Here is a 23100-nt window from a genome sequence, read left to right on the forward strand (position 1 = left end):
CACAGGCAGGCGGTTTATTCAACAATCCTCCGGTTGCGCTGCTCCTCATCTTGTTTAGTCCGGAGCAAACCTTGTGACTTACATGTTCTGGTAGACCGGGCCCTCGCCGCCCTGTGGCGGCACCCAATTTATGTTCTGGTTCGGGTCCTTGATATCGCAAGTCTTGCAGTGCACGCAGTTCTGCGCGTTGATGACGAAGCGCACATCCTTGGCCGCAGGATCGGCGGCGGCATTGCCATCCTTGTCGACCCATTCGTAGACGCTGGCCGGGCAGTAACGCGTCGAGGGTCCCGCATAGACGTCATGCTCAGAGCGCTTCTGCAGGTCCATGTCGGCGACGAGCAGATGCACCGGCTCGTTCTCCTCGTGGTTGGTGTTGGACAGGAACACCGACGACAGCCGGTCGAAGGTCAGCACCCCGTCCGGCTTCGGGTAGGCGATCTTCTGGTGCGCGGCGGCCGGTTCCAGCGTCGCATAGTCGGCCCTGCCGTGCTTCATCGTGCCGAAGGGCGAGAAGCCGAACAGCGTGTTCAGCCACATGTCGAGGCCGCCAAGGCCGACGCCGACAATGGTGCCGAAGCGCGACCATAGCGGCTTGACGTTGCGCACTTTCTTCAGGTCCTTGCCGATATCGGTGGCGCGCCAGGCGGCCTCGTAGGAGGCCAGCTCGTCATTGGTGCGGCCGGCGGCTATCGCATCACAGACATGCTCGGCCGCCAGCATTCCGGAGAGCACGGCATTGTGCGAGCCCTTGATGCGCGGCACGTTGACGAAGCCGGCTGCGCAGCCGATCAGCGCACCGCCAGGGAAGGACAGTTTCGGCACCGACTGCCAGCCGCCTTCGGTGATGGCGCGGGCACCATAGCCCAGCCGCTTGGCACCCTCGAAGGTGCCGCGGATCGCCGGATGGGTCTTGAAGCGCTGAAACTCGTCAAAGGGCGACAGATAGGGATTCTTGTAGTTCAGGTGAACGACGAAGCCGACTGCCACCTGGTTGTCCTCGAGATGGTAGAGGAAGGAGCCGCCGCCGGTCTTCAAATCGAGCGGCCAGCCGAAGGAATGCTGGACAAGGCCCGGCCGGTGGTTTTCCGGTTTGATCTGCCAGAGTTCCTTGAGGCCGATGCCGTATTTTCCGGGCTCACGACCGTCGGAAAGGTGGTATTTGGCGATCAGTTGCTTGGCCAGCGAGCCGCGCGCGCCCTCGCCGATCAAGACATATTTGCCCATCAGCGCCATGCCCGGCGCAAAGCCCGGACCGTGCGTGCCGTCCTTCTCGACGCCCATGTCGCCGGTGACGACGCCAGTGACCGCACCGGCCTCGTTGTAGAGCAGGCCGACCGCGGCAAAGCCCGGATAGATCTCGACGCCCAGCGCCTCGGCCTTGGTCGCCAGCCAGCGGCAGACATTGCCGAGCGAGACGATATAGTTGCCGTGATTGTTCATCAGCGGCGGCATCAGGATATTGGGCAGACGGAACGAACCGGCGGGGCCGAGAACCAGGAAATGGTCGTCGGTGACCGGTGTCCTGAAGGGATGACCCTCCTCTTCGCGCCAGCCGGGCAGCAGCCGGTCGATGCCGATCGGATCGACGACGGCGCCGGACAGGATGTGCGCGCCGACTTCGCCGCCCTTTTCCAGCACGACGACGGAAAGCTCGGGATTGACCTGCTTGAGACGGATCGCGGCGGCGAGGCCGGCCGGGCCGGCGCCGACGATGACCACGTCGAATTCCATGCTTTCGCGTTCGATATCGCTCATCGATCCCTCACTGGCTCGCAATTCCGGCATCTTGCTGGCTCACGCGCTGCATAGCGCATCAAATAGCGACGGGAAACCGGCGCGGACGTGACAATACCGATTTCGTCAAAAAGTCGCGTCCTGCCGCACAGATTCGCGGTGACGAGCATCAATCTTCAACCCTATTCCGTTTGCACAGATATGTCGCACTGATGTTTTTAATTGTTCGACGGCTTGCTTATCGGCCATACTTCCCGCCATGCGCATATTCGGGCCGGCTGGCTTTTCATCGACGCGCTTTTTTTTCACGCCCGGCCGGTTTTGCCGTGCGACGCTCTTGGCGCTTCTGCCACTGACGGCCTTCGATGCCCGTGCCGAGCAGCAACTGGTCTGGGCGACCGGCGCCTATTCCTTTTCCGACGAGCGCGGCGGTTTCCGCATCACCGGGGCTTCCGGCATCGGCACGAAAGAGGATCCGCTGGTCATCACCGAAGAGCTGAATTCAGCGACGCCGGTAACGCTGGCCATTCGCACGACAAGGCCGATCCAGCCGTTCGGCAAGGCGGGAGACTTCGCCAATGGTCTGATGTATATGCGCATCGACGTGCTCAACAATAGCGGCCAAGCCTGGGTCGAGTTCCAGTTCGAACTCCAGGAGATCCTCGACCAGCCGAGCGTGTTCGGCGACGGCCTGTCGTTCGACCAGCGCAACAAAACGCCCGAAAATATCTGGTCGAGCAGCTACGCCGATTTCGACCGCAATTTCGAACCGTATGACCGCCTGCTGTTCAAGAACGGCAAGATCGATCCGCTGAAGACCGCCAGCTTCTATTTCCTGATCACCGACTACACGCCGCGCTGGACGTTCTATCTGGTGCAGGATCCGCGCATACCGTCGAGCTGAACTTGCAAATTCAAGCTCCGCGGCCGAATGTGAAACCATGACTGCCGCCCCCCACACTAGCCGAGCCGATCTCGCCGAGCTGCTGGCCTTCTACGCCAGCGCCGGCGTCGACGAGGCACTTGAAGAACAGCCGGTAAACAGGTTTGCAGAAGCCAGGCCGCCGGAGCGGGTGCCTGCGGCGGCCGCTCTGCCGGCCGGTGAAAATGCATCGCCTCATCGCTCGACGAGCGTGTCGCGCGGCGAAATGGGCGAGAGACCGAATACGGCACCGGCAGTGCGAACGTCCCCGGCCATGTCAACGGTGCCCGACGAGGCGCAGGCGGCATTGGCGCGGCAACTGGCGAGATCGGCGGCAAACCTCGACGAGCTTCGCCAGCACATGGCGGCATTCGACGGCTGCAATCTTAAATTCACCGCCAAGAACCTGGTGTTCGCCGACGGCAATCCGACTGCCGCGGTGATGCTGGTCGGCGAAGCGCCGGGCCGCGACGAGGACATAGAGGGCTTGCCGTTCGTCGGCCGCTCGGGCCGGTTGCTCGACCGCATGCTGGCCGCGATCGGTCTTGACCGGACATCTGCCTACATCGCCAACGTGATTCCCTGGCGGCCGCCGGGCAACCGCACGCCGACGCCGCACGAGACCGAGATCTGCCGGCCGTTCATCGAGCGGCAGATCGAACTGGTCAATCCGAAGGTGCTGGTCAATCTCGGCGGCCCGTCGGCAAAGACCCTGCTCAACACCTCCGAAGGCATATTGCGGCTGCGCGGCAACTGGCGCGTCCACACGACCCCGTCTGGCGTCGCCATTCCCGCCATGCCGACCCTGCATCCGGCCTATTTGTTGAGAACGCCTGCGCACAAGAAGCTGGCGTGGCGGGATTTCCTCGAAGTGAAGGCGAAGTTGCGGGCACTTGGGTAACGGTGCAGAACGCGTCTTCCGTCCTCCCCTTGCGAGGAAGGAAGGGCGGCATCATGATCTCGCAGGTAATTGAAATGCGCCCACTGCCGGCCTAGTCATCTCGTTATGACAGCAGCCCAGATTTCCGCCGGCAGTCTCATTCGCGAATGGCGTACACGCCGGCGCATGAGCCAGCTCGACCTCGCCATGGAGGCCGAGATCTCGCAGCGGCATCTGAGTTTCGTTGAAAGCGGCCGCGCCGCACCCTCGCGTGACATGGTGCTGCATCTGGCGGAGCAGCTTTCGATCCCGCTCAGGCAGCGCAACCAGCTGCTGCTGGCCGCCGGCTTTGCCCCGAGCTTCAGCGAACGACCACTTGACGATGCCTCGATGGCACCGGCGATGGCGGCGGTCGAGACCGTGCTCAAGGCGCACGAGCCGTTCCCGGCGCTTGCCGTCGACCGGCATTGGAACCTGGTGTCGGCGAACGCCGCCATCGGCCCGTTCCTCGCCAATGTCGCCGACGCCTCCCTGCTGAAGCCGCCGGTCAACGTTTTGCGCCTCAGCCTGCATCCCGGCGGCATCGCGCCGCGCATCGTCAACCTTGCGGAATGGCGGACGCATCTTCTGGAGCGGCTGAAGCGGCAGAACGACGCTGCCGCCGATCCGGTTCTGGTCGAGCTCGAGCGCGAGCTTCGGGCCTATCCGTCCGGCCTTAAAAGCAGCCGGCCGGCGCCGGTCGAACCGAACGCGATTGTCCATCCGCTCAAGCTTGCCCATGGCGACGCGGTGCTGTCGTTCATCAGCACCATCACCGTGTTCGGCACGCCGCTCGACGTGACGCTGGCGGAGCTGGCGATCGAATCTTTTTTCCCCGCCGACGAGCAGACGCGGGCGGTGCTGATGCGGCTGGCGAAAGAGCGGACCGACGCAGCGGGCTGATCACCCTTCCGGCGCGACGGCCTTGCGGGTGCGGGTGCGTTCGAGACCCAGCTGGCGCTCGCGCCAGATGATGAAAATCCCCGCCGCAACCACGATCATGCCGCCGACCAGCATGTTGATCGTGGCGACGTCGCCAAAGACCAGATAGCCGACGACGACGCCGAGGATCATCGAAGTGTATTCGAAAGGTGCTACGACGGAAGCCTCGGCATGGCGATAGGCCGAGGTCATCAGAATCTGGCCAAGCCCGCCGCAAAAACCCGCGGCAATCAGAAGCCCCGCCTGTGCTGGCGTCAGCGCCTGCCAGCCGAATGGCAGCGAAAGCAGCGCCATGACGCTCGCGGTTACCGAAAACCACAGCACGATGGTCGCCGTCCGCTCGCTCTGGACGAGGTTGCGAACCAGGAGCATGGCGATGGCCGAGATCGCCGCGGCTATGAGGGCGGCGATGACGCCAGGCACCTCCTGATCGCCAAGGGCAGCGCCCGAACTGAGCAGCGTCAGTTCCGGCCACGAGATGATCAGCACCCCGACCAGGCCGACGGCAACCGCACTCCAGCGATAGATGCGGATGGCTTCGCCGAGGAAGATCGAACTGAACACCACGACCAGCAGCGGCTGCGCGTAGTTCAGTGTGATCGCCTCCGGCAGCGGCAGCCGCGTCAGCGCGAAGAAGCCGAGCCCCATGGCACAGACACCGACGACGCCGCGCGCAATGTGGTTGAGCGGGCGCTTTGTCGAAAAGGCGGTTCCGAGTTTTCCCTGGAAGGCGAGGAAGGCGATGATCGGAAAAATGGCAAAGAAGGAGCGGAAGAAGACGATCTGGCCCGCCGGCACGGTGCCTGCCGCCTTGATGCAGGACGACATGCCGACGAAGACCGCCACCGATACGATCTTGAGCAAGATCCCGGTCAGCGTGCTGTGCTCGCCGGCAAGGTCGCCAGCTGCAAGCACTGGCAAATCCGGTCTGGCTGTCACGCCCCTTTTGCTTCCTCGATCGCCGCCCAGATGCACGCCGGCGTTGCCGGCATGTCGATATGCCTGATGCCGTAGGTGCGGTAGAGCGCGTCGGTCACCGCATTGAGCGCGGCAGGCGTCGACCCGATCGTACCCGCCTCCCGCGCGCCCTTGATGAAGGCCACATCCTCGCGACGCAACACAGAGGCGCTCGTTCCGAATTTCGGCGTGACGACGGTCATGGAAGCCTCGCGGTGATGCTTGGGAAATGATCGCCTGAAATAGACGTCGCTGCAGTTTTGTCGAGGGAGCGTTTCGTGTAAAGAGCGCAGACTTCAAATTATTTGGACCAGCGGACCCGCCCGCCGCACCCGGATCGACAGGAAAAATCAAGGAATGCGCACAGATACCGGCCAGGTCTTCAAGCTCGAAGACTATCGCCCCAGTGATTATCTCATTCCGGAAACCAGCCTGACTTTCCGCCTTTCGCCTGAAGCAACGCATGTGACCGCCGTGCTGACGGTCGAACGCCGCGACGGGATTGCGGCGTCGGTGCCACTGGTGCTGGATGGCGACGGGCTGACGCTCCGCGGCATCGCCATGGACGGCCAGGAGCCGAGCCCTGCGGATTTTCTCGTCACGCCCGATCAACTGACAATCATCAGCCCCCCTGCGACAAGGCGCTTCCAGCTGAGAATTGAAACCGTGTTGGCGCCGGCGCAGAACGAAGCGCTGATGGGCCTCTATCGCTCGAGCGACGTCTATTGCACGCAATGCGAGGCCGAAGGCTTTCGCCGCATCACTTATTTCCTCGACCGTCCCGACATCCTGTCGGTCTATACGGTGCGTATCGAAGCTGAGCGCAATGAGGCGCCGCTGCTTTTGTCCAACGGCAACCCGGCCGATCGCGGCGAGCTTGCCGGCGGCTGGCACTATGCGGTCTGGCACGACCCCTTCCCCAAGCCGTCCTATTTGTTTGCGCTGGTGGCGGGCGACCTCGGCAAGATCTCAGACAGTTTTGTCACCCTGTCTGGCCGCAAGGTCGAGCTCGGAATCTATGTCGAACCGGGCAAGGAGAGGCTCGCCGGCTACGCCATGGACGCTTTGAAACGGTCGATGAAATGGGACGAGGAGGCATTCGGCCGCGAATACGACCTCGATGTCTTCAACATCGTCGCTGTGTCCGACTTCAATATGGGAGCAATGGAGAACAAGGGTCTCAACATCTTCAACGACAAATATGTGCTGGCCGACCAGGAAACCGCGACCGACGCCGATTTCGCCAATATCGAGGCCATCATTGCCCATGAGTATTTCCACAATTGGACAGGTAACAGAATCACTTGCCGCGACTGGTTCCAGCTTTGCTTGAAGGAAGGCCTGACCGTTTTCCGCGACCACGAATTCTCCGCCGATCAGCGCTCGCGCGCCGTCAAGCGCATCGCCGAGGTTCGTACGCTGCGCGCCCATCAGTTTCCCGAGGACCAAGGGCCGCTGGCGCATCCGGTCCGGCCTCGCCGCTACCGCGAGATCAACAATTTCTACACGGCGACGGTCTACGAAAAAGGCTCGGAAGTCGTGCGCATGATCCATACCATCCTCGGCGCCGAGACGTTCCGCGCCGGCATGGACCTCTACTTCGAACGTCACGACGGCCAGGCGGCGACGATCGAAGACTTCATCAAAGTGTTCGAAGACGTCTCGGGTCGCGACCTGTCGCAGTTTTCGCTGTGGTATCATCAGGCCGGTACGCCGAACCTGACCGTCAGTTCGGCGTATAATCCGGCAGCGCGGGAATTCACGCTCGAAATCGAGCAGTCGGTGCCGCCAACGCCGTCGGAAAGCCGCAAGCGGCTGATGCACATTCCGCTTGCCTTCGGCCTGGTTGGCGCCGGTGGCGAGGCGATAGCCCACAGCGGCGCCGAAGGGGCGAACGTCGAGGACGGTGTCATCCATATCCGCAAACGCCGCCATGTCGTCAGGTTTTCCGGGATTGCCGAGCGTCCAGCCATGTCGCTCAACCGCGGCTTTTCGGCGCCGGTGACACTTTCGGTCGAGCAGCGGCCCGACGACCAGTTTTTTCTGGCTGGCCACGACAGCGACGCCTTCTCGCGCTGGCAGTCGTTCAACTCGCTTTTGACCGATGCGCTGATTGCAGCCTTCCGCCAGATCCTGGACCACAAGCAACCCGAGTTCAGCGCCCGGCTGACCGGGCTTGCCGGCAAAATAGGCGGCGACGAAGCGCTCGAACCCGCCTATCGGGCACTGGCGCTGGCGCTGCCCGGCGAGGCCGATATCGCCCGCGACATCGGCAAGAACATCGACCCCGACGCCATTTTCGCGGCGCGCGAGGCGCTGGCGGTTGCGATCGCCGAGACCAACCGCGAGATATTCTCCAAACTTTACGATCGGCTCGCCGACAACGGTCCGTTCAGCCCGGATGCGGCCAGTGCCGGGCGGCGGGCGCTGCGCAATGTCCTGCTGGATTATCTGTGCTTGCTGCCGGGAGGTGCGGAACTCGCTGCCCGGCACTTCCAGTCGGCGACCAACATGACCGACCGGGCCGCGGCGTTGACCGTGCTTGCGCACCGTCACCACGGCTCACCGGAGGCAACCAAGGCACTGGCCGATTTCGAGGCGAAATATGCAACCGATGCGCTGGTCATGGACAAATGGTTCCAGACCCAGGCCAGCGTGCCCAGCCCGCAAACCGTGGACGCGGTGCGCGCCTTGACCAGCCACCCGGCGTTCTCGATGGCCAACCCGAACCGGGTACGGGCACTCATCGGTACGTTTTCCAGCGCCAACCAGACCGGCTTCCATCGCGCCGACGGCCAAGGCTACCGGCTTTTCGTCGAAACGGTGCTGCAGGTCGAAAAACGCAACCCGCAGGTGGCCGCCAGGCTGGCGACGGCGCTCAGGTCGTGGCGCTCGCTCGAACCGGTGCGGCAGGCCAAGGCAAGGGAGGCGTTGCTTTCGATCGCCAATACCGAGAAGCTGTCGGCCGATTTGCGAGACATCGTCGAGCGCACCCTGGCGTAAGCGACCTCCCGTTCTCCCCTTGTGGGAAAAAGGGAAGACCACCCGAAAACCCCATTATTTTAGTCGATTTTTAATCTTTTTTCGCCGCGCCTCTGGACAAGGCGAATCACCTTTGATTCTTTAGTGACGATTCGGAAGTGCGGCGTTGCCGGATCGTCAAGCGGGACAGAAAATCGGGGAGTGCCATTTATGGCGAAGGCGGACGCGTGGGGCGCGCCCGGTGGGACGGCTTTTGGGCGGCGCGAGGCGCGAAGCGACGGTCTCGCGGGCAATACGCGGCTCATCGCCGAACCTGCCTACCGACGGCTGCTGGCAGCCGAGCCGCTGTTGCGGCGATCGATACCCGCCCTCATCATCATGTTTCTGTTGATCATCGCAGTACTGCGCTTTCTGTCACTGATGAACGAGCGCGACGAGATCGAGCGCGACGCCAAGGCGATCCTTGCGCTGGCCGCCGGCCAACTGGCCAGTTCGATCGCTGCCGATGCGACCATGGCTTCCACGCCCGGCGCGATCCAGGACCTGCTGGAGAGCACCGGTCGTCAGGGCGCGATGGGCCGAAGCCACGTACTGGCGATCACCGATAGCGCCTTCAAGATCATTGCCGTATCGCCGCAGTCGATGCACTGGGAGGGGCGATCGCTCGATGGCGTCGTGCAGGGCGGGCAGCCGCTGTTCATGTTCGGCGACCGCGCCGGGGTAATGGAGGTCAACATCGGCGGACAGGACTGGTACGCGGCAGTGAGCCTGGCGAATGGCCGAAGGGGTGCCGCGGCAGCGTTCGTGCCGCGGGAGGCAGTTTTTGACGCCTGGCGCAAGACGGTCTCACTCAACGTCACGCTGTTCGTGCTGACGGCCGGTGTGCTGATCATCATCCTCTACGCCTATTTCGGCCAGGCGGCGCGCGCCCAGGCCGCCGATCGCATCTATCTCGAAGCCCACCAGCGCATCGACATGGCGCTGGTGCGCGGCCGCTGCGGCCTGTGGGATTGGGACATGGTGCGCGGCAAGATGTACTGGTCGCGCTCGATGTACGACATGCTGGGCTACGAGCCTTGTGACACGATGCTGTCGTTCGGCGAAGTCGATGAAATCATTCATCCCGAGGACGGCGATTTGTTCGAACTCGCCAACAGGATCGTCGCACGCGAGATCGACCATATCGACCAGGTGTTCCGGATGCGCCATGCCGACGGGCAATGGGTTTGGATGCGCGCAAGAGCACACGTTATCGACCCGGAAGCGCCGGAGATCCAGCTGATCGGCATCGCCGTCGACGTCACCGAGCAGCGGCATCTGGCGCTGCGCTCCGAAGCGGCGGACCTGCGCCTGAGGACGGCCATCGAAAACATCAACGAATCTTTCGTGCTGTGGGATTCGTCCGAGCGCCTGATCATGTGCAATTCCAAATACCAGCAGGACAACGGCCTGTTGGATCGCGACGTGATGCCGGGCGCTCCGCGCGCCGTTCTGGAGGAACGCATGCTGGCCTTCGCCTCGGAGCGGCGGCTTGCCAACACCAACGGACCGCAGGGAGGCGTGACCTTCGAGCGCCAGCTTGCCGACGGCCGCTGGTTGCAGGTGAACGAGTTGCGGACAAGGGACGGCGGTACCGTCTCTGTCGGCTCCGACATCACCCAGATCAAGCTGCACCAGGAGAAGCTGGTCGACAGCGAGCGCCGGCTGATGGCGACAATCCATGACCTCAGCCTTGCCCGCCGCGCGGAAGAAGAACGGGCGCGTGAGCTCGTCGAACTCAATCGCAAATACATGAAGGAAACCGAGCGCGCCGAAGCGGCAAACCGGGCCAAATCCGAATTCCTGGCCAACATGTCGCACGAGTTGCGCACCCCGCTCAACGCGATCATCGGCTTCTCGGAACTGATGGAACGGCGGCTGTTCGGGCCGCTGGGCTCGCCGCGCTACGAAGAGTATGCCACCGACATCAACGGCAGCGGCAAATATCTTCTCGGTGTGATCAATGACATCCTCGACATGTCGAAGATCGAGGCCGGCCAGTTCGCCCTGGATCAGGAAGAAATCGATCTCTGCCCGCTCATCAGGGAGACGGTTCGCGTCGTTTCTCTGCAGGCGGCGGAAAAGTCGATCACCGTCGAAACCCGCATCGCCGATTCGCTGACGCTGTTCGCCGACCGCAGGGCGATCAAGCAGATCCTCATCAACCTTCTGTCCAATGCGGTGAAGTTCACCGGGCAAGGCGGCCACATCTCGGTCAGAGCCCGCAGCATTTCCAGCGCGCTGATCCTGACGATCGAGGACAATGGCTGCGGCATCCCGAAGGCGGCGCTGAGCAAGCTCGGGCGGCCATTCGAACAGGTGCAAAACCAGTTCTCCAAGAGCCATGCCGGCTCCGGCCTCGGCCTCGCCATCTCGCGCTCGCTGGCCGAGCTTCAGGGTGGCGCGTTGAAGATCCGCTCGACCGAAAGCGTCGGAACGATCGTCTCGGTACGCATCCCGATCAAGAAAGCCCCGCAGGCGGTCAGGGCCGCTGCCTGAATGACAAAATAACGCTCCGGCGGCTCGCACCGCCGGAGCGTTATCAATTCTCACTGCATGCCGTCAGTGCCATCATTGCCCTCGCCGTCCCATTGGCGGTGACCGCCGGGACCCTTCGGCAGTTCGTTCTTCTCGATTTTCCCGTCATTGTCACGGTCGAGCATGGCGAAGACCTTCTTCTGGCGGCTGGTGATGTCATCGGCGGTCAGCGTGCCGTTGCCCTTGGTGTCGTAACGGGCGATGATGCGCCTGGCCATCTGCTCGGAGCGTGCCTTCTCGAGCGCGTCGGCGAGCTGTGCCACGGTCAGCTTGCCGCCATTGTCGGCGACCATCTTCTTCAGCCGCGCGTTCATGGCGTCGGAGAACTGGTCGAAGGTGATGGTGCCGTCATTGTCCTTCATGACCTTGCCGAGGCGCATCATCATGCCGTCGCGCGGCCCGGCCACGGAGTGCTCGTCTGCATAGGCAGCGGTGCCGACGGCGCCGGCCAGGGCTGCGAAAACGAGTGCAAGTCTGGTTGTCTTTCTCATGGTCTTCTCCTGTTGCATCGTCACCCCCGATGCTAGAGCGGCGGACCTTCAATCCCCCGCTCTATCTCTTTGATTGAACATCGGAACCTCCCAAAGCAGGTCGCAATTTTGGGCCCGATGCTCTCGCCCGTACGGCTGGTTGCCGTCACGGTTGTTTCGCACGAAGCAGAAGGTCGAAATCCTTTCTGACCTTCTGCGACGTCTCCTTGAGGTGCGCTTCAAGCACCCCGAAATCCGGCAGGTCGGTGACCGCAAGAAGTAGATCGGAAAGCCCTGGCGGAACGTCGTCGCGTTCGAACGCGCCGGTGAGGCAAAGCCGTATCATCTGGGTCAGCGCCAGATAGAGCGAATAGGCATCCACCAGTTCCTGCCTGACCTGGGCCTTGGCGAAATCCGGCGCCAGGCGCGACAGGACCTCAGCCGTGCCGGTGGCCCTGCGGCCTGCCTCGATCTTTCCGGTGATCAGCGCAACCTGGGCAATGAATTCGAGATCGATGAGGCCGCCCGGGATCAGCTTGATGTCCCAGGGATCGCGCGGCGGCTTCTCCTTGTCGACCATGGCGCGCATCTCGGATGCCTCGGCCATCACCTTGGCTGGATCGCGCGGCAGAGCGAGCACTGCGGCAACGTCCCCTTCGATCTCGCGGCAGAGCTCGGCATCGCCGCCGATCGTGCGGGCGCGCGCCAGCGCCATGTGCTCCCATGTCCAGGCGTCCTGGCGCTGATATTTCTTGAAGGCGTCGACATGGGTAGCCACCGGCCCCTTGTTGCCGGACGGCCGCAGGCGAAGGTCGAGCTCATAGAGCACGCCCTCGGCTGTCGGCGCGGAAACGGCGGCGATCAGCCGCTGTGTCAGCCGGCTGTAGTAATGCGACGGGGCAAGCGGCTTGTCGCCGTCGGACTCCTCCGCATCGGCGTCGTGATCGTAGAGCAGGATGAGGTCGACGTCGGAGCCCGCCGTCAGTTCGCGGCTGCCGAGCTTGCCCATGCCGAGCAGCGCGACCCGGCCGCCGGCAATATAGCCATGACGCAAAGCGAATTCCGCCATCACCGCCTGCAATGCCGCCTCGATGGTCAGGTCGGCGAGATCGGAAAAAGCGCGGCCGGCGCGCGACGGGTCGATCGACCCGGCAAGCAGCCTGACGCCGATCAGGAATTTTTGCTCCGAAGCAAAGATGCGCAGCCGGTCGAGCACGTCTTCATAGGCTCTGTCACCTTCGAGGAAGGCGGCAAGGCGCGCCGACAGATAGGCGCGGTTTGGCAGTTCGCTCAGCAGCGCCGGATCGAGCAGCCCATCGAAGACATGCGGCCGGCGCGTGATGATGGCGGCCAGCCGCGGTGCCGCGCCCATGATAGTCGCCATCAGCTTCAGCAAAGCCGGATTCGACTGCAGCAGCGAAAACAGCTGGATGCCGGCAGGCAGGCCGGCAAGGAATTCGTCGAAGCGGATCACTGCCTCGTCCGCCCGCCGCGTCTGGCCGAAGGCTTGCAGCAGCGCCGGCGTCAGTTCGGTCAGCCGCTCGCGCGCTTCCGCCGACCTGGTGACGCGGTAGCGGCCGAAGTGCCAGCCGCGGATAACCCGGCAGATGTCGCTCGGCCGCTGGAAGCCGAGCCGCTGCAAGGTCTGCAAGGTATCGGGATCGTCGACGTCGCCGGTAAAGACCAGATTGCCGATACCGGCCGAAAGCTCCGGCGCGGTTTCGAACAGCGCTGCATAGTGGCGCTCGACCTGGTGCAGCGCCGCGCGGAACGTTTCGGCAAAGCCTGCCGCATCGGCAAAGCCCAGCATGCGGGCGACGCGCTCCAGCCCCTCTTCGTCCTCCGGCAGGATATGCGTCTGCTGGTCGGCAACCATCTGGATGGCATGTTCGACGCGGCGCAGGAACCAGTATTGCCTGGTGAGCGCATCGCGCGCGTCGGCGGTGATCCAGCCGCGCGCGGCGAGCTCGCCCAGCATCGGCACGGTCTCGCGGCCGCGCAGTTCGGGAAAGCGGCCGCCGGCGATAAGCTGCTGGGTCTGGACGAAGAACTCGATCTCGCGGATACCGCCGCGACCGAGCTTGACATTGTGGCCTTTGACCGCGACCTCGCCATGGCCTTTGTGGGCGTGGATCTGGCGCTTGATCGAATGGACGTCGGCAATCGCCGCATAGTCCATGTATTTGCGCCAGATATAGGGCTGCAGTTCCTTCAGGAACGCGGCGCCGGCGGCAAAATCGCCGGCCAGCGGGCGGGCCTTGATCATGGCGGCGCGCTCCCAGTTCTGGCCGCGCGCCTCATAGTAGCGCAGCGCCGCCTCGACCGGGATCGCCAGCGGCGTCGAGCCGGGGTCGGGACGAAGCCTGAGATCGGTGCGGAAGACGTAACCGTGCTCGGTGCGGTCCTGGAGGATACGGACAAGCCGGCGGGTCAGGCGCGAAAACAGCTCTGTGGCATCGAGCGGATCGACGACGGCAGGCGCATCGGGGTCGAAGAAGACGACGAGGTCGATGTCGGAGGAGAAGTTCAGCTCATGCGCGCCGAGCTTGCCCATGCCGAGCAGGATCCAGCCCGAGTGTCGCGCCGGATTTTTGGCATCCGGCAATCGGAGCTTGCCTTGCTCATGCGCGTCGCGGAGCAGGAAATCGACAGCCGCACGCGTGCAGGCGTCGGCAAGGTCGCTCAGTCGCCGCACCGTCAGCGAGGTCTCGGCCTCGCCGGCGAGATCGGCCAAGGCGATCAGGAAATGCGCCTCCGCCTTACATTGGCGCAGCTCCATCATCAGGCTGCTTTCGGAGACGGCCTCTACGCGTGCTGCCTTGTCGACCGCGGCGCCGATCGATGACAGCCGCGCCTCGACGCTCCCGTCGAAAAGCGCATCGAGTATCCGTGGCCGGCGGCGCGCGGTATCGCGCAGGAACGGCGACAGGTCGAACACGGCGGCGAGGAAATCCTGGACGACCCCCTTGCCGGCGAGAAATTTCGCCAGTCGCGGCAGTTCCTTTTGCCGCGCGGCGTCGGCGATCTCCGACAATTCCTGCCTGGCGCGGCTTGCATCCAGCGGAACGAGCTCTACCGCTGGCTTCAACAGCCAGTCCGTTTCGAGGCGTCGCACTGCCATCCTCGCAACCATCAGCGATCCTCCCGCCCGGGAAAACTCATGACGACCGACAATCCGGGATTGCCGGGCAGAAGCTCAAGCCGTCCATTGTGGAATGTCATGATCGCCTTGGCGAGGCTCAAGCCAAGGCCGGAACCCGGCTGCGAGCGGCTCTTTTCCAGCCGCACGAAACGCTCGGTCACCCTGGCGCGGTCGACATCGTCGGGAATGCCCTGGCCGTTGTCGGAGACGGCGAGTCTGATCTCGCTACCGACACGCTCCAGCGTCACGCGAACCGTAGGCCTGGAGGTCGAGTCGGTCGAATATTTGATCGCGTTGTCGACGATGTTGGACAGCGCCTGGCCAATCAGCTCGCGATTGCCGTTGACGGCGAAGGAACCTTGCACCGAAGTTTCGAGCGTCACGCCCGCCTCCTCCGCTACCGGCTCGTAGAGTTCGACGACGTCGTGCACGGCAGCGGCCAGATCAACCCTGGTGGTGCTTTCCGAGGAATAGCCGGCTTCCAGTCGCGAGATCATCAGGATGGCGTTGAAGGTCTTTATCAGCTGATCGGATTCGGCGATCGTTCCTTCCAGCGCCTGCCGGTAGTCGCTGGTGTTGTGCTTGCCGGAAAGCGTCGCCTCGGCGCGATTGCGCAGCCTGGTGAGCGGCGTTTTCAGGTCGTGGGCGATGTTGTCGGAGACCTGCTTCAGGCCCTCGTTCAGCGTGGCGATCCTGGCCAGCATGGAATTGAGGTTTTCCGACAGCCGGTCGAACTCGTCGCCGGCGCCGGTGACCGGCAGCCGGCCGGAAAGATCGCCGCCCATGATGCGGCGGCTCGCCTCCGACACGCTGTCGATGCGCTTCAGCGCCGCGCGCCCGACGAAGAACCAGATCAGCAGCCCGCCGACGCCCATCATGCCGAGCGCCAGCATCAAGGCGCGGCGAATGACGGCGCGGAAGCGCTCCGGCTCGCCGAGGTCGCGGCCGACCAGCATGATCATCTGGTTGGGCAGGCGCAGCACCAGGGCAATGGCGTTGTGGCCTTTCTCGCCTTCGGCCTGGACTTCGCTCTGGGCGGGCTCGTTCGGGTCGGAGACCGGGTTGCGCTGCCGCTCGAGCTCGCCCTCGCCGAAGCGGCGGTAGGAGAACGGCTCGGTGGTCCAGCCCTCGGCCTCGATCACGCCCGGCTCCAGACTCTGCACGTTGCCGGTCAGGATCTGGCCGTTGGCATCGGCGATCAGATAGAGATTGGCGCCGGGCTGGCGGGAGCGCTGCTCGACGACGCGGACCAGCAGCGGGAGGCCGCCGCGCTGATAGGCGCGGGCGAGGCCGAGCACCTCGTCGTTGATCGTGTCCTGGGTCTGGCCGGTCAGCATGCGCGCCGACAGCGAGGTCATGTAGAACACGAGCAGCACCGCGCAGATGGCGAACAGCAGGAGGTAGAGCGCCGAAAGCCGCGCTGCCGTCGTCTTCATGATGGCCGGCACGGAAAGAGCCATGGGGTTCTAGCCGCTTTTCAGCATATAGCCGGCGCCGCGAACCGTGTGCAGGATCGGCTTGTCGAAGCCCTTCTCGATCTTGCCCCGCAGCCGCGAGATATGAACGTCGATGACATTGGTCTGCGGATCGAAATGGTAGTCCCAGACATTCTCGAGCAGCATGGTGCGGGTCACCACCTGGCCGGCATGGCGCATCAGATATTCGAGCAGGCGGAACTCGCGCGGCTGCAGCGTTATCTCGCGCCCGGCGCGGCGCACCGAGTGCGACAGCCGGTCGAGTTCGAGATCACCGACCCGGTAGACGGTTTCGGCTTCCCTGGCGCTGGCGCGGCGGTTCAGCACCTCGACGCGGGCGAGCAGTTCCGAAAAGGCGTAGGGTTTGGTCAGATAGTCGTCGCCGCCGGCGCGCAGACCGGTGACCCGGTCGTCGACTTCGCCGAGCGCCGACAGGATCAGCACGGGTGTCGTATTGCCCCGGGACCTGAGCCCGGCAATGACGGACAGGCCGTCGCGGCGCGGCATCATGCGATCAACGACCATGACGTCATAGTCGCCGGAATCGGCGAGCGCGAAGCCGGTTTCGCCGTCGCCGGCGACATGGGCGGTATGGCCGGCCTCGGCGAACGCCTTCTGCAGGTAGTCGGCTGCCTCGCGATCGTCTTCTATGACGAGAATCTTCATAGAACCGTTATACGCGATTTCGCTGGAAGATTGAGTGGCCGGCATATGCATCGTGGCCTTCTCCATGGCGTATCGCGAACAAATTGATTCAGGGATACGCGGTAAGTCTTTGTTTTAGCATGTCGTAGCCTAAAACCGCTTCACGCCTTGAGCGGCATGTTCGAGCGGCAGCGGGCGATGGGAAGCCCGCTGCCGCTGGGGCGGAACACGATGACTGACGAACGTATTCAGGCCCCGTGCTTTCCCGTGCGGCGGCTCGGGGGTGTTGAAAACCGCCGCACCGGAAAAGTCGACCACTAGAGCGCCGCGCGTCCTCTTGGACGCGCAAAGGACGCTCTAGCACCTTGAATCGGCGCATGAGCCTTTCCGAAAACGGAATACGTGTTCGGGGTCATGCGCTCAGCCCTTGGCGACAGGCAGTGCGACGAAGCGGTTGCTGTCGTCGCGGGTGATCTGCATCAGCACCGCCTTGCGGCCGGACTTCACCGCGTCGGCCATCGCCTTGTCGACGTCGCCGGCGCCGTTCACTTCCGCCGAATTGACGGAGGTGATGACGTCGCCGGGCTGGATGCCGCGATCGGCGGCATCGCTGTCGGGGTCGACATCGGTCACCACAAGGCCCTTGCCATTGTCAGACTTGGTGACGGTCAGGCCGAGATCGGCGAGCGTGTCGGTCTTCGGCGCGGGGGCAGGCTGCTGGTCGGCCGAGGCCTGCTTGTCGCTCGACGGCAGCTTGCCGAGATCGACCTTGACCGCCTCGCTCTTGCCGTTGCGCCACACCGTGACATCGACAGATTTGCCGGGCGGGTAAGCGCCAATCAGGCGGGCGAGTTCCTTCGGCGAAGCAACGTCCTTGCCGTCCACCTGGGTGATCACGTCACCGGCGGTGATGCCGGCCTTCTTGCCGGGACCGTTGTCCTGCGCGCTGGCAACGAGCGCGCCCTTGCCGGACCCAAGGCCAAGCGACTCGGCGATTTCGGGGGTGACCGGCTGGATTTCGACGCCGAGCCAGCCGCGCTGGACTGTACCGTTCTTCATCAGATCCTGCACGACCTGCTTGGCGGTCGAAGCGGGAATGTCGAAGGCAATGCCGACGCTGCCGCCCGAGGGCGAGAAGATCGCGGTGTTGATGCCGACAACCTGGCCGTTGAGGTTAAAGGTCGGGCCGCCCGAATTGCCGCGGTTCACCGAGGCGTCGATCTGGATGAAGTCGTCATAGGGACCGGCGCCGATATCGCGGCCGCGGGCCGAAACGATGCCTGCGGTAACCGTGCCGCCGAGGCCGAACGGATTGCCGACAGCCACCACCCAGTCGCCGACGCGAACCTTGGAATCATCGGCGAAGTCGACATAGGTGAACTTGTTGCCGTCATCGACCTTGAGCACGGCAAGATCGGTGCGCGGATCGGTGCCGATCAGCTTGGCGTCGAGTTCCTTGCCGTCATTGGTCACCACGGTGAAGGCGGTGCCCTCCTCGACGACATGGTTGTTGGTGACGAGATAGCCGTCATCGGAGATGAAGAAACCGGACCCTTGCGCCACTGGCCGCGGCTGGTCGTTGTTGCGGTCACGGTGTCCAAAACGGCGCATTCCGTTCGGGCCCTGATCGCCGCCTTGATCGCCAAAGCCGCGGAATTCGCGGAAGAACCGGCGCAGCTGCGGGTTGTCGGGAAGATTGCCTAAGCCGTCCTCGTCGTCCATCTGGCCGGAACCGTCATCGGCCGTCGGCTGGATCTTGGCCTTGACGCGCACGCTGACGACCGCCGGCGAAACGCGCTCGACCACATCGGCGAAGCTCGGGACCTGCGGTGCCTCGACACGCACGGCGTCGGCCAGCACCGGGGCTGTCCCGGTGGCAACAGCACCAAAGCCGATCGCGCCGGCAATGGCCAGGGATGCGGCTGCGGCCAGCAGGCGTTTGCGGGTGCGTAGATATGAATTGGGGGCAACATTCATGGTTCTCGTATCCTCTTTTCAAGGGACGCCCCTTGATTGGCATCCTCGACAACGGAAATAGAGAGCCGCACATTACGGCGCCATTTCCGGTACATGAAACTTTCGTAATGTATCGATCAATCGCGGCGGAGCATCTTGTCCAGCGCCGTCTGTTCCTCGGCAGTTAATGCGGCGGTCACCGTCGAACGACGCGAGCGGGCGGCCACCAGGATGAATGTCCCGCCAACGAGCAGCAGAAGAACTGGCGTCCCCCAGAGCAAAACATTGCGCAGATTGAAGCGTGGCTTCAGCAGCACGAATTCGCCGTAGCGCGAAACGACATAGTCCATCACCTGCCGGTCGGTATCGCCGGCGACCAGGCGCTGGCGCACAAGGATGCGCAGGTCGCGGGCGAGGTCGGCATCGGACTCGTCGATCGACTGGTTCTGGCAGACCATGCAGCGCAGGCCTTCCGACAATGCGCGCGCCCTCGCCTCGAGTGCCGGGTCGGCCAGCACCTCGTCCGGCTTGACCGCCTGCGCGGCGCCGGCGAACAACAGCGCCAGCAGCAGGACCAGCGAGGCCAGCGTGGCCCTTTTCATTGCAGGCTCGCCGATGGCACGCCGGCCGCAGCCTTGCGGCGCGACGGTGCGCCGACGCGCAGGCGGCGGTCGAGCAGCGACATCGCCGCGCCCGCCATCATCACCAGTCCGCCGCCCCAGATCAGCGTCACCAGCGGCTTCCACCACAGACGAACGACCACAGAGCCATCGCTGCCCTCGTCGCCAAGCGAAAGATAGAGCTGGCTGAAGCCGATCGTCCTGATGCCGGATTCGGTCGTGGTCATCTGGCGCACCGGATATGAGCGCTTGGCCGAGGTGATCTCGCCTGCGACGCTGCCGTCGGCGCCAAGCAGGGTGAAGCGGCCGCGATCCTCACTGTAGTTAGGCCCCTGGGCCGGGTAGAGCCCCTCGAAGCGCAGCTTGTGGCCGGACAGTTCGACGGTCTCGCCGGCATGCATCGACAGGATTTTTTCGGTGCCGAAACAAAGCGTGCCGACAATGCCGAGCGTTGTCAGCCCGAGGCCGAGATGCGCAAGCGCTGTGCCGAAGACCGAGCGCGGCAGGCCGGCGAAGCGCCTGAGCATGGTGGCGGGCGCGACGGTGCCGAAGCCGGATTTGACGGCGAGATCGGTGAGCGCGCCGCAGATCAGCCAGAAGGCAAGGCCGACACCGAGTGCCGCCAACACCGAAGCGCCATCGATGAACAGGGCCGTCACCAGCACGGCGAGCAGCGCCGCCGCGAAAGCCGCCATCAGGCGCTGGGCGACCGCGAAAATGTCACCGCGCTTCCAGGCGAGGAGCGGCCCGAACGGCACGACGACCAAGAGCGGCACCATCAGCGGGCCGAATGTCAGGTTGAAGAACGGCGCGCCGACCGAAATCTTGTCGGCAGACAGGGCTTCGACCACGAGCGGGTAGAGCGTGCCGACCAGCACGGTGGCGGTGGCGGTGGTCAGGAACAGATTGTTCAGGACCAGCGCGCCTTCGCGCGAGATCGGGTGAAACAGGCCGCCGGCCGTCAGCCGGGAGGCGCGCAAGGCAAACAGCGCCAGCGAGCCGCCGATGAACAGCGTCAGGATGCAGAGGATAAACACGCCTCGCGTCGGATCGGTGGCGAATGCGTGCACCGAGGTCAGCACGCCGGAGCGCACCAGGAAGGTGCCGAGCAGCGACAGTGAGAAGGTCAGGATCGCCAGAAGCAGCGTCCAGATCTTCAGCGCCGAGCGCTTTTCCATGACGATCGCCGAATGCAGCAGCGCCGTGCCCGCCAGCCACGGCATGAAGGATGCGTTCTCGACCGGATCCCAGAACCAGAAGCCGCCCCAGCCGAGCTCGTAATAGGCCCAGTAGGAGCCCATGGCGATGCCGCCGGTGAGGAACATCCAGGCAACCAATGTCCACGGCCTTACCCAGCGCGCCCACGAAGCGTCAATGCGGCCCTCGATGAGGGCAGCGACAGAGAAGGAAAAGCAGATCGAGAAACCGACATAGCCGAGATAAAGCAGCGGCGGATGGATGGCGAGGCCGAGGTCCTGCAGGATCGGGTTGAGATCGCGGCCCTCGATAGGCGCCGGATTGAGCCTGACGAACGGGTTCGACGTCGTCAGGATGAACAGGAAGAAAGTGGCGCCGATCGCTCCCTGCACGGCAAGCACATTGGCCCGGAGCGTCGCCGGAAGATTGCCGCCGAAGACGGCGACGAGCGCGCCGAAGAAGGTCAGGATCAGCACCCAGAGCAGCATCGAACCTTCGTGATTGCCCCAGGTTCCGGTGATCTTGTAGATCAGCGGCTGCAGCGAATGCGAGTTCTCCCAGACGCTCTCAACCGAGAAGTCGGAGCCGGCGTAGGCGGTTGCCAGCGCCACGAAAGACAGCGCCGTCAAGGCAAAGCCGGTCAGCGCGGCCGGTGCGCCGACGGCCATCATCTTGTGGTTGCCGGTGCGCGCACCGAACAGCGGCACCATCGTCTGCACCAGGGCCAGCGCAAACGCCAGGACCAGGGCGAAATGTCCGGTTTCAACCATTGTCACCGCACCCGCTAGTCACTCTTGCTCTCCTGCCATACGCCCTTGGCCTTGAGGCCGTCGGCCACTTCCTTGGGCATATAGGTCTCGTCATGCTTGGCCAGCACGCTGTCGGCGACAAAGATTCCGTCAGGGCCAAACGAGCCTTCGGTGATCACGCCCTGTCCTTCGCGGAAGAGGTCGGGAAGAATGCCGGTATAGGTGACCTTGACGTCCTTCTGGTTGTCGGTCACCGAAAAGGCGACGGTGGCGCCTTGGCCACGCTCGACCGTGCCTTTTTCGACAAGACCGCCGAGCCTTATGCGCTGGCCCGGCTGAAGGCTGGCGGTGGCCAGATCGGCCGGCATGTAGAAATAGGAGGCCTTCTGGCCAAGCGCATAGAAGGTCAGCCCCGTGGCAACACCGAGAAACCCCAGCCCCGCTGCGATCACCGACAGTCGTTTCTGCTTGCGCGTCATCGTCTACTCCGTCGCCGTCACGCCAAGCGAGGCGGCAAAGGCGGTGAATTTCCTGGCCTGGTCACTGTCCGCGCCAAAGACGGCGATACCGCGATTGAGCGCGTCACGCGCCTGATCTGTCTTGCCCAGCACGGCATAGGAACGAACGAGCTGCATCCACCCTTCCTCGTCGCGCGGATTTTGCCGAAGCCTTTCGTCGAGGCCGGCAACCATGGTGCTGATCATGGCTTGCCGGTCCTGCGGCGACATCGAGGAGGCAGCATCGATATCCTCGGCGCTCGGCCCTTTCGCGGGCGCCTCAGAAGCGACGCTGCGGGCGGCGGATTCGGCCAGCGCCTGCTCGACGGCGCCGCGCCACGGCGAGCCCTGCGGCAAGGCGGCAAGCATCTTTTGCCAGGCCGCCGTGGCTTCAGCTATGCGGCCTTCCTGTGCCATGCCCATGGCGAGATAGAACGAGGCCTTCGGATTGGCCGGATCGAGCTTCAACGCCGCCTCGAAAGCCGCCTGCGCTTCGGCGGAGACAATGCCGCCGGCCGCATTGGCGATCGCCTCGCCAAGACCCGCCTGGCGGGCGGCGCTGTCGCCGTCGAGGCGGATGGCGTTGCGATAGGCGGTCACCGCATCGGCGTATCGCTGCATGCGCAGATAGACCGGCGCCAGCACGTCCCAGCCGCGGCCATCGGATGGGTTGGCCGCCAGGTGCGCCTCGGCGCGGGCTATCAGCTCGTCGACCGAGCTGTCGGCGGGGTTCTTGGCCAGGCGTTCGCTGAGCGGCTGCGACGGCAGGTCGGGTGAGCCGAGCTGGCCATAGAGGCCCCAGCTGACCAGCGGAACCAGCAGCACGGCCGCCGTCGCCACCAGCCTTGTCGACCGCGACGGCTGCGTCGCCGTCTCGTCGGCGTGGCCGGCATTGCTCAGGCGAAGGATGCGGCGGGCGATTTCGGCGCGTGCCTCTTCGGCCTCCATTGGCCGGATCAGGCCACGCGCCATATCGCGGTCAAGCTCGGCCAGCTGGTCGCGATAGACTTCAAGGTCGTGATCGCCGGCAGCGGACGCGTTCTTCGATCCGCCGGCCAACGGCAGCAGCACCGCCAAGCTTGCGCCCAGCGTCAGGAGTGCGGCTATGACCCAAAACAGCATGGCTCTTCCAATAGAACGAGACCCTTGCCCTGCCAACACAAGCGTGCTGCGACGCTTTGGCGGGGCCGCTCCGATCGATAATGCATGTCGCGCAAAAGTGTGCAGCGGTTTTGCGATAACGACCATGCATCAAAACAAGAACCTATAGCGCGTCGCATGACGCCGGTCGAACGCGACGCGCTTTAGTGCCG

Annotated in this window: 18 protein-coding genes; 5 read left to right on the top strand and 13 right to left on the bottom strand. The window is 64.0% G+C overall.

Annotation, left to right across the window (positions count from 1 at the left end):
* Nucleotides 1–78 precede the first annotated feature (78 nt).
* Nucleotides 79–1758 carry an electron transfer flavoprotein-ubiquinone oxidoreductase gene (locus NKH67_RS20560; RefSeq protein WP_352471023.1) on the bottom strand — a complete coding sequence of 560 codons (1680 nt, stop codon included), beginning with the start codon at nucleotides 1756–1758 and terminating at the stop codon, nucleotides 79–81.
* Between the two features lie 105 nt (nucleotides 1759–1863).
* Entirely contained in the window at nucleotides 1864–2046 is a 183-nt protein-coding gene (locus NKH67_RS20565; protein WP_198023574.1) for a hypothetical protein, read from the bottom strand.
* Here NKH67_RS20565 and NKH67_RS20570 point away from each other — a divergent pair.
* The 3 genes from NKH67_RS20570 to NKH67_RS20580 all read left to right on the top strand — a co-directional run bounded on the left by NKH67_RS20570 (nucleotide 1997) and on the right by NKH67_RS20580 (nucleotide 4481).
* Nucleotides 1997–2641 (top strand): hypothetical protein, encoded by a 645-nt coding sequence (locus NKH67_RS20570; RefSeq protein WP_352501794.1) that lies wholly within the window; start codon nucleotides 1997–1999, stop codon nucleotides 2639–2641. The two genes, NKH67_RS20565 and NKH67_RS20570, sit on opposite strands and share 50 nt — an antisense overlap.
* A gap of 37 nt (nucleotides 2642–2678) precedes the next feature.
* The gene (locus NKH67_RS20575; RefSeq protein WP_352501793.1) at nucleotides 2679–3560 is read left to right on the top strand and encodes a uracil-DNA glycosylase; all 882 of its coding nucleotides are present in this window, start codon (nucleotides 2679–2681) and stop codon (nucleotides 3558–3560) included.
* Nucleotides 3561–3665: 105 nt separating this feature from the next.
* The gene (locus NKH67_RS20580) at nucleotides 3666–4481 is read left to right on the top strand and encodes a helix-turn-helix domain-containing protein (RefSeq protein ID WP_352471021.1); all 816 of its coding nucleotides are present in this window, start codon (nucleotides 3666–3668) and stop codon (nucleotides 4479–4481) included.
* On the opposite strand, the gene NKH67_RS20585 is transcribed toward NKH67_RS20580, so the two are convergent.
* Nucleotides 4482–5459 carry a DMT family transporter gene (locus tag NKH67_RS20585; protein ID WP_502893780.1) on the bottom strand — a complete coding sequence of 326 codons (978 nt, stop codon included), beginning with the start codon at nucleotides 5457–5459 and terminating at the stop codon, nucleotides 4482–4484.
* On the bottom strand, nucleotides 5456–5680 hold the full coding sequence (locus NKH67_RS20590) for a hypothetical protein (RefSeq protein WP_352501915.1): 225 nt from the start codon (nucleotides 5678–5680) through the stop codon (nucleotides 5456–5458). The genes NKH67_RS20585 and NKH67_RS20590 overlap by 4 nt, the downstream gene beginning before the upstream one ends.
* Nucleotides 5681–5834: 154 nt before the next feature.
* On the opposite strand from NKH67_RS20590, the gene pepN reads away from it, so the two are divergent.
* Together pepN and NKH67_RS20600 are read left to right on the top strand one after the other, a co-directional pair.
* Nucleotides 5835–8480 carry an aminopeptidase N gene (pepN, locus tag NKH67_RS20595; RefSeq protein WP_352501792.1) on the top strand — a complete coding sequence of 882 codons (2646 nt, stop codon included), beginning with the start codon at nucleotides 5835–5837 and terminating at the stop codon, nucleotides 8478–8480.
* A gap of 189 nt (nucleotides 8481–8669) precedes the next feature.
* On the top strand, nucleotides 8670–10997 hold the full coding sequence (locus NKH67_RS20600) for a PAS domain-containing sensor histidine kinase (RefSeq protein WP_352501791.1): 2328 nt from the start codon (nucleotides 8670–8672) through the stop codon (nucleotides 10995–10997).
* 50 nt (nucleotides 10998–11047) lie between these two features.
* On the opposite strand, the gene NKH67_RS20605 is transcribed toward NKH67_RS20600, so the two are convergent.
* From NKH67_RS20605 to ccmI, 9 genes are all read right to left on the bottom strand, one after another.
* The gene (locus tag NKH67_RS20605) at nucleotides 11048–11527 is read right to left on the bottom strand and encodes an EF-hand domain-containing protein (RefSeq protein ID WP_352501790.1); all 480 of its coding nucleotides are present in this window, start codon (nucleotides 11525–11527) and stop codon (nucleotides 11048–11050) included.
* A gap of 145 nt (nucleotides 11528–11672) precedes the next feature.
* Nucleotides 11673–14639, bottom strand: a complete 2967-nt coding sequence (locus NKH67_RS20610; protein ID WP_352501789.1) for a bifunctional [glutamine synthetase] adenylyltransferase/[glutamine synthetase]-adenylyl-L-tyrosine phosphorylase — start codon at nucleotides 14637–14639, stop codon at nucleotides 11673–11675.
* A complete protein-coding gene (locus tag NKH67_RS20615) occupies nucleotides 14639–16108 on the bottom strand; it encodes a sensor histidine kinase (RefSeq protein WP_352501788.1) in 1470 nt (489 codons plus the stop codon). The genes NKH67_RS20610 and NKH67_RS20615 overlap by 1 nt, the downstream gene beginning before the upstream one ends.
* Before the next feature lie 6 nt (nucleotides 16109–16114).
* Nucleotides 16115–16789 carry a response regulator transcription factor gene (locus NKH67_RS20620; RefSeq protein ID WP_254819962.1) on the bottom strand — a complete coding sequence of 225 codons (675 nt, stop codon included), beginning with the start codon at nucleotides 16787–16789 and terminating at the stop codon, nucleotides 16115–16117.
* 399 nt (nucleotides 16790–17188) lie between these two features.
* The gene (locus tag NKH67_RS20625; RefSeq protein ID WP_352501787.1) at nucleotides 17189–18745 is read right to left on the bottom strand and encodes a Do family serine endopeptidase; all 1557 of its coding nucleotides are present in this window, start codon (nucleotides 18743–18745) and stop codon (nucleotides 17189–17191) included.
* Nucleotides 18746–18861: 116 nt separating this feature from the next.
* Complete coding sequence (locus NKH67_RS20630; RefSeq protein ID WP_352501786.1) at nucleotides 18862–19326, bottom strand: cytochrome c-type biogenesis protein; 465 nt, start codon at nucleotides 19324–19326, stop codon at nucleotides 18862–18864.
* Nucleotides 19323–21311 carry a heme lyase CcmF/NrfE family subunit gene (locus NKH67_RS20635; protein ID WP_352501785.1) on the bottom strand — a complete coding sequence of 663 codons (1989 nt, stop codon included), beginning with the start codon at nucleotides 21309–21311 and terminating at the stop codon, nucleotides 19323–19325. Before NKH67_RS20635 ends, NKH67_RS20630 begins: the two co-directional genes overlap by 4 nt.
* Nucleotides 21312–21325: 14 nt before the next feature.
* On the bottom strand, nucleotides 21326–21769 hold the full coding sequence (gene ccmE, locus NKH67_RS20640; RefSeq protein WP_352471012.1) for a cytochrome c maturation protein CcmE: 444 nt from the start codon (nucleotides 21767–21769) through the stop codon (nucleotides 21326–21328).
* A gap of 3 nt (nucleotides 21770–21772) precedes the next feature.
* Nucleotides 21773–22909 (bottom strand): c-type cytochrome biogenesis protein CcmI, encoded by a 1137-nt coding sequence (gene ccmI, locus NKH67_RS20645; protein ID WP_352471011.1) that lies wholly within the window; start codon nucleotides 22907–22909, stop codon nucleotides 21773–21775.
* Nucleotides 22910–23100: the final 191 nt, after the last annotated feature.

This window comes from Mesorhizobium sp. M0968 (assembly GCF_040319065.1).
Classification (GTDB): Bacteria; Pseudomonadota; Alphaproteobacteria; order Rhizobiales; family Rhizobiaceae; genus Mesorhizobium.

Bases quoted from the DNA above. Each gene is read 5' to 3' on its own strand.
- NKH67_RS20560 (WP_352471023.1), bottom strand. From the start codon at position 1,758: ATGAGCGATATCGAACGCGAAAGCATGGAATTCGACGTGGTCATCGTC.
- NKH67_RS20570 (WP_352501794.1), top strand. From the start codon at position 1,997: ATGCGCATATTCGGGCCGGCTGGCTTTTCATCGACGCGCTTTTTTTTC.
- NKH67_RS20575 (WP_352501793.1), top strand. From the start codon at position 2,679: ATGACTGCCGCCCCCCACACTAGCCGAGCCGATCTCGCCGAGCTGCTG.
- NKH67_RS20580 (WP_352471021.1), top strand. From the start codon at position 3,666: ATGACAGCAGCCCAGATTTCCGCCGGCAGTCTCATTCGCGAATGGCGT.
- NKH67_RS20590 (WP_352501915.1), bottom strand. From the start codon at position 5,680: ATGACCGTCGTCACGCCGAAATTCGGAACGAGCGCCTCTGTGTTGCGT.
- pepN (WP_352501792.1), top strand. From the start codon at position 5,835: ATGCGCACAGATACCGGCCAGGTCTTCAAGCTCGAAGACTATCGCCCC.
- NKH67_RS20600 (WP_352501791.1), top strand. From the start codon at position 8,670: ATGGCGAAGGCGGACGCGTGGGGCGCGCCCGGTGGGACGGCTTTTGGG.
- NKH67_RS20605 (WP_352501790.1), bottom strand. From the start codon at position 11,527: ATGAGAAAGACAACCAGACTTGCACTCGTTTTCGCAGCCCTGGCCGGC.
- NKH67_RS20610 (WP_352501789.1), bottom strand. From the start codon at position 14,639: ATGGTTGCGAGGATGGCAGTGCGACGCCTCGAAACGGACTGGCTGTTG.
- NKH67_RS20615 (WP_352501788.1), bottom strand. From the start codon at position 16,108: ATGGCTCTTTCCGTGCCGGCCATCATGAAGACGACGGCAGCGCGGCTT.
- NKH67_RS20620 (WP_254819962.1), bottom strand. From the start codon at position 16,789: ATGAAGATTCTCGTCATAGAAGACGATCGCGAGGCAGCCGACTACCTG.
- NKH67_RS20625 (WP_352501787.1), bottom strand. From the start codon at position 18,745: ATGAATGTTGCCCCCAATTCATATCTACGCACCCGCAAACGCCTGCTG.
- NKH67_RS20630 (WP_352501786.1), bottom strand. From the start codon at position 19,326: ATGAAAAGGGCCACGCTGGCCTCGCTGGTCCTGCTGCTGGCGCTGTTG.
- NKH67_RS20635 (WP_352501785.1), bottom strand. From the start codon at position 21,311: ATGGTTGAAACCGGACATTTCGCCCTGGTCCTGGCGTTTGCGCTGGCC.
- ccmE (WP_352471012.1), bottom strand. From the start codon at position 21,769: ATGACGCGCAAGCAGAAACGACTGTCGGTGATCGCAGCGGGGCTGGGG.
- ccmI (WP_352471011.1), bottom strand. From the start codon at position 22,909: ATGCTGTTTTGGGTCATAGCCGCACTCCTGACGCTGGGCGCAAGCTTG.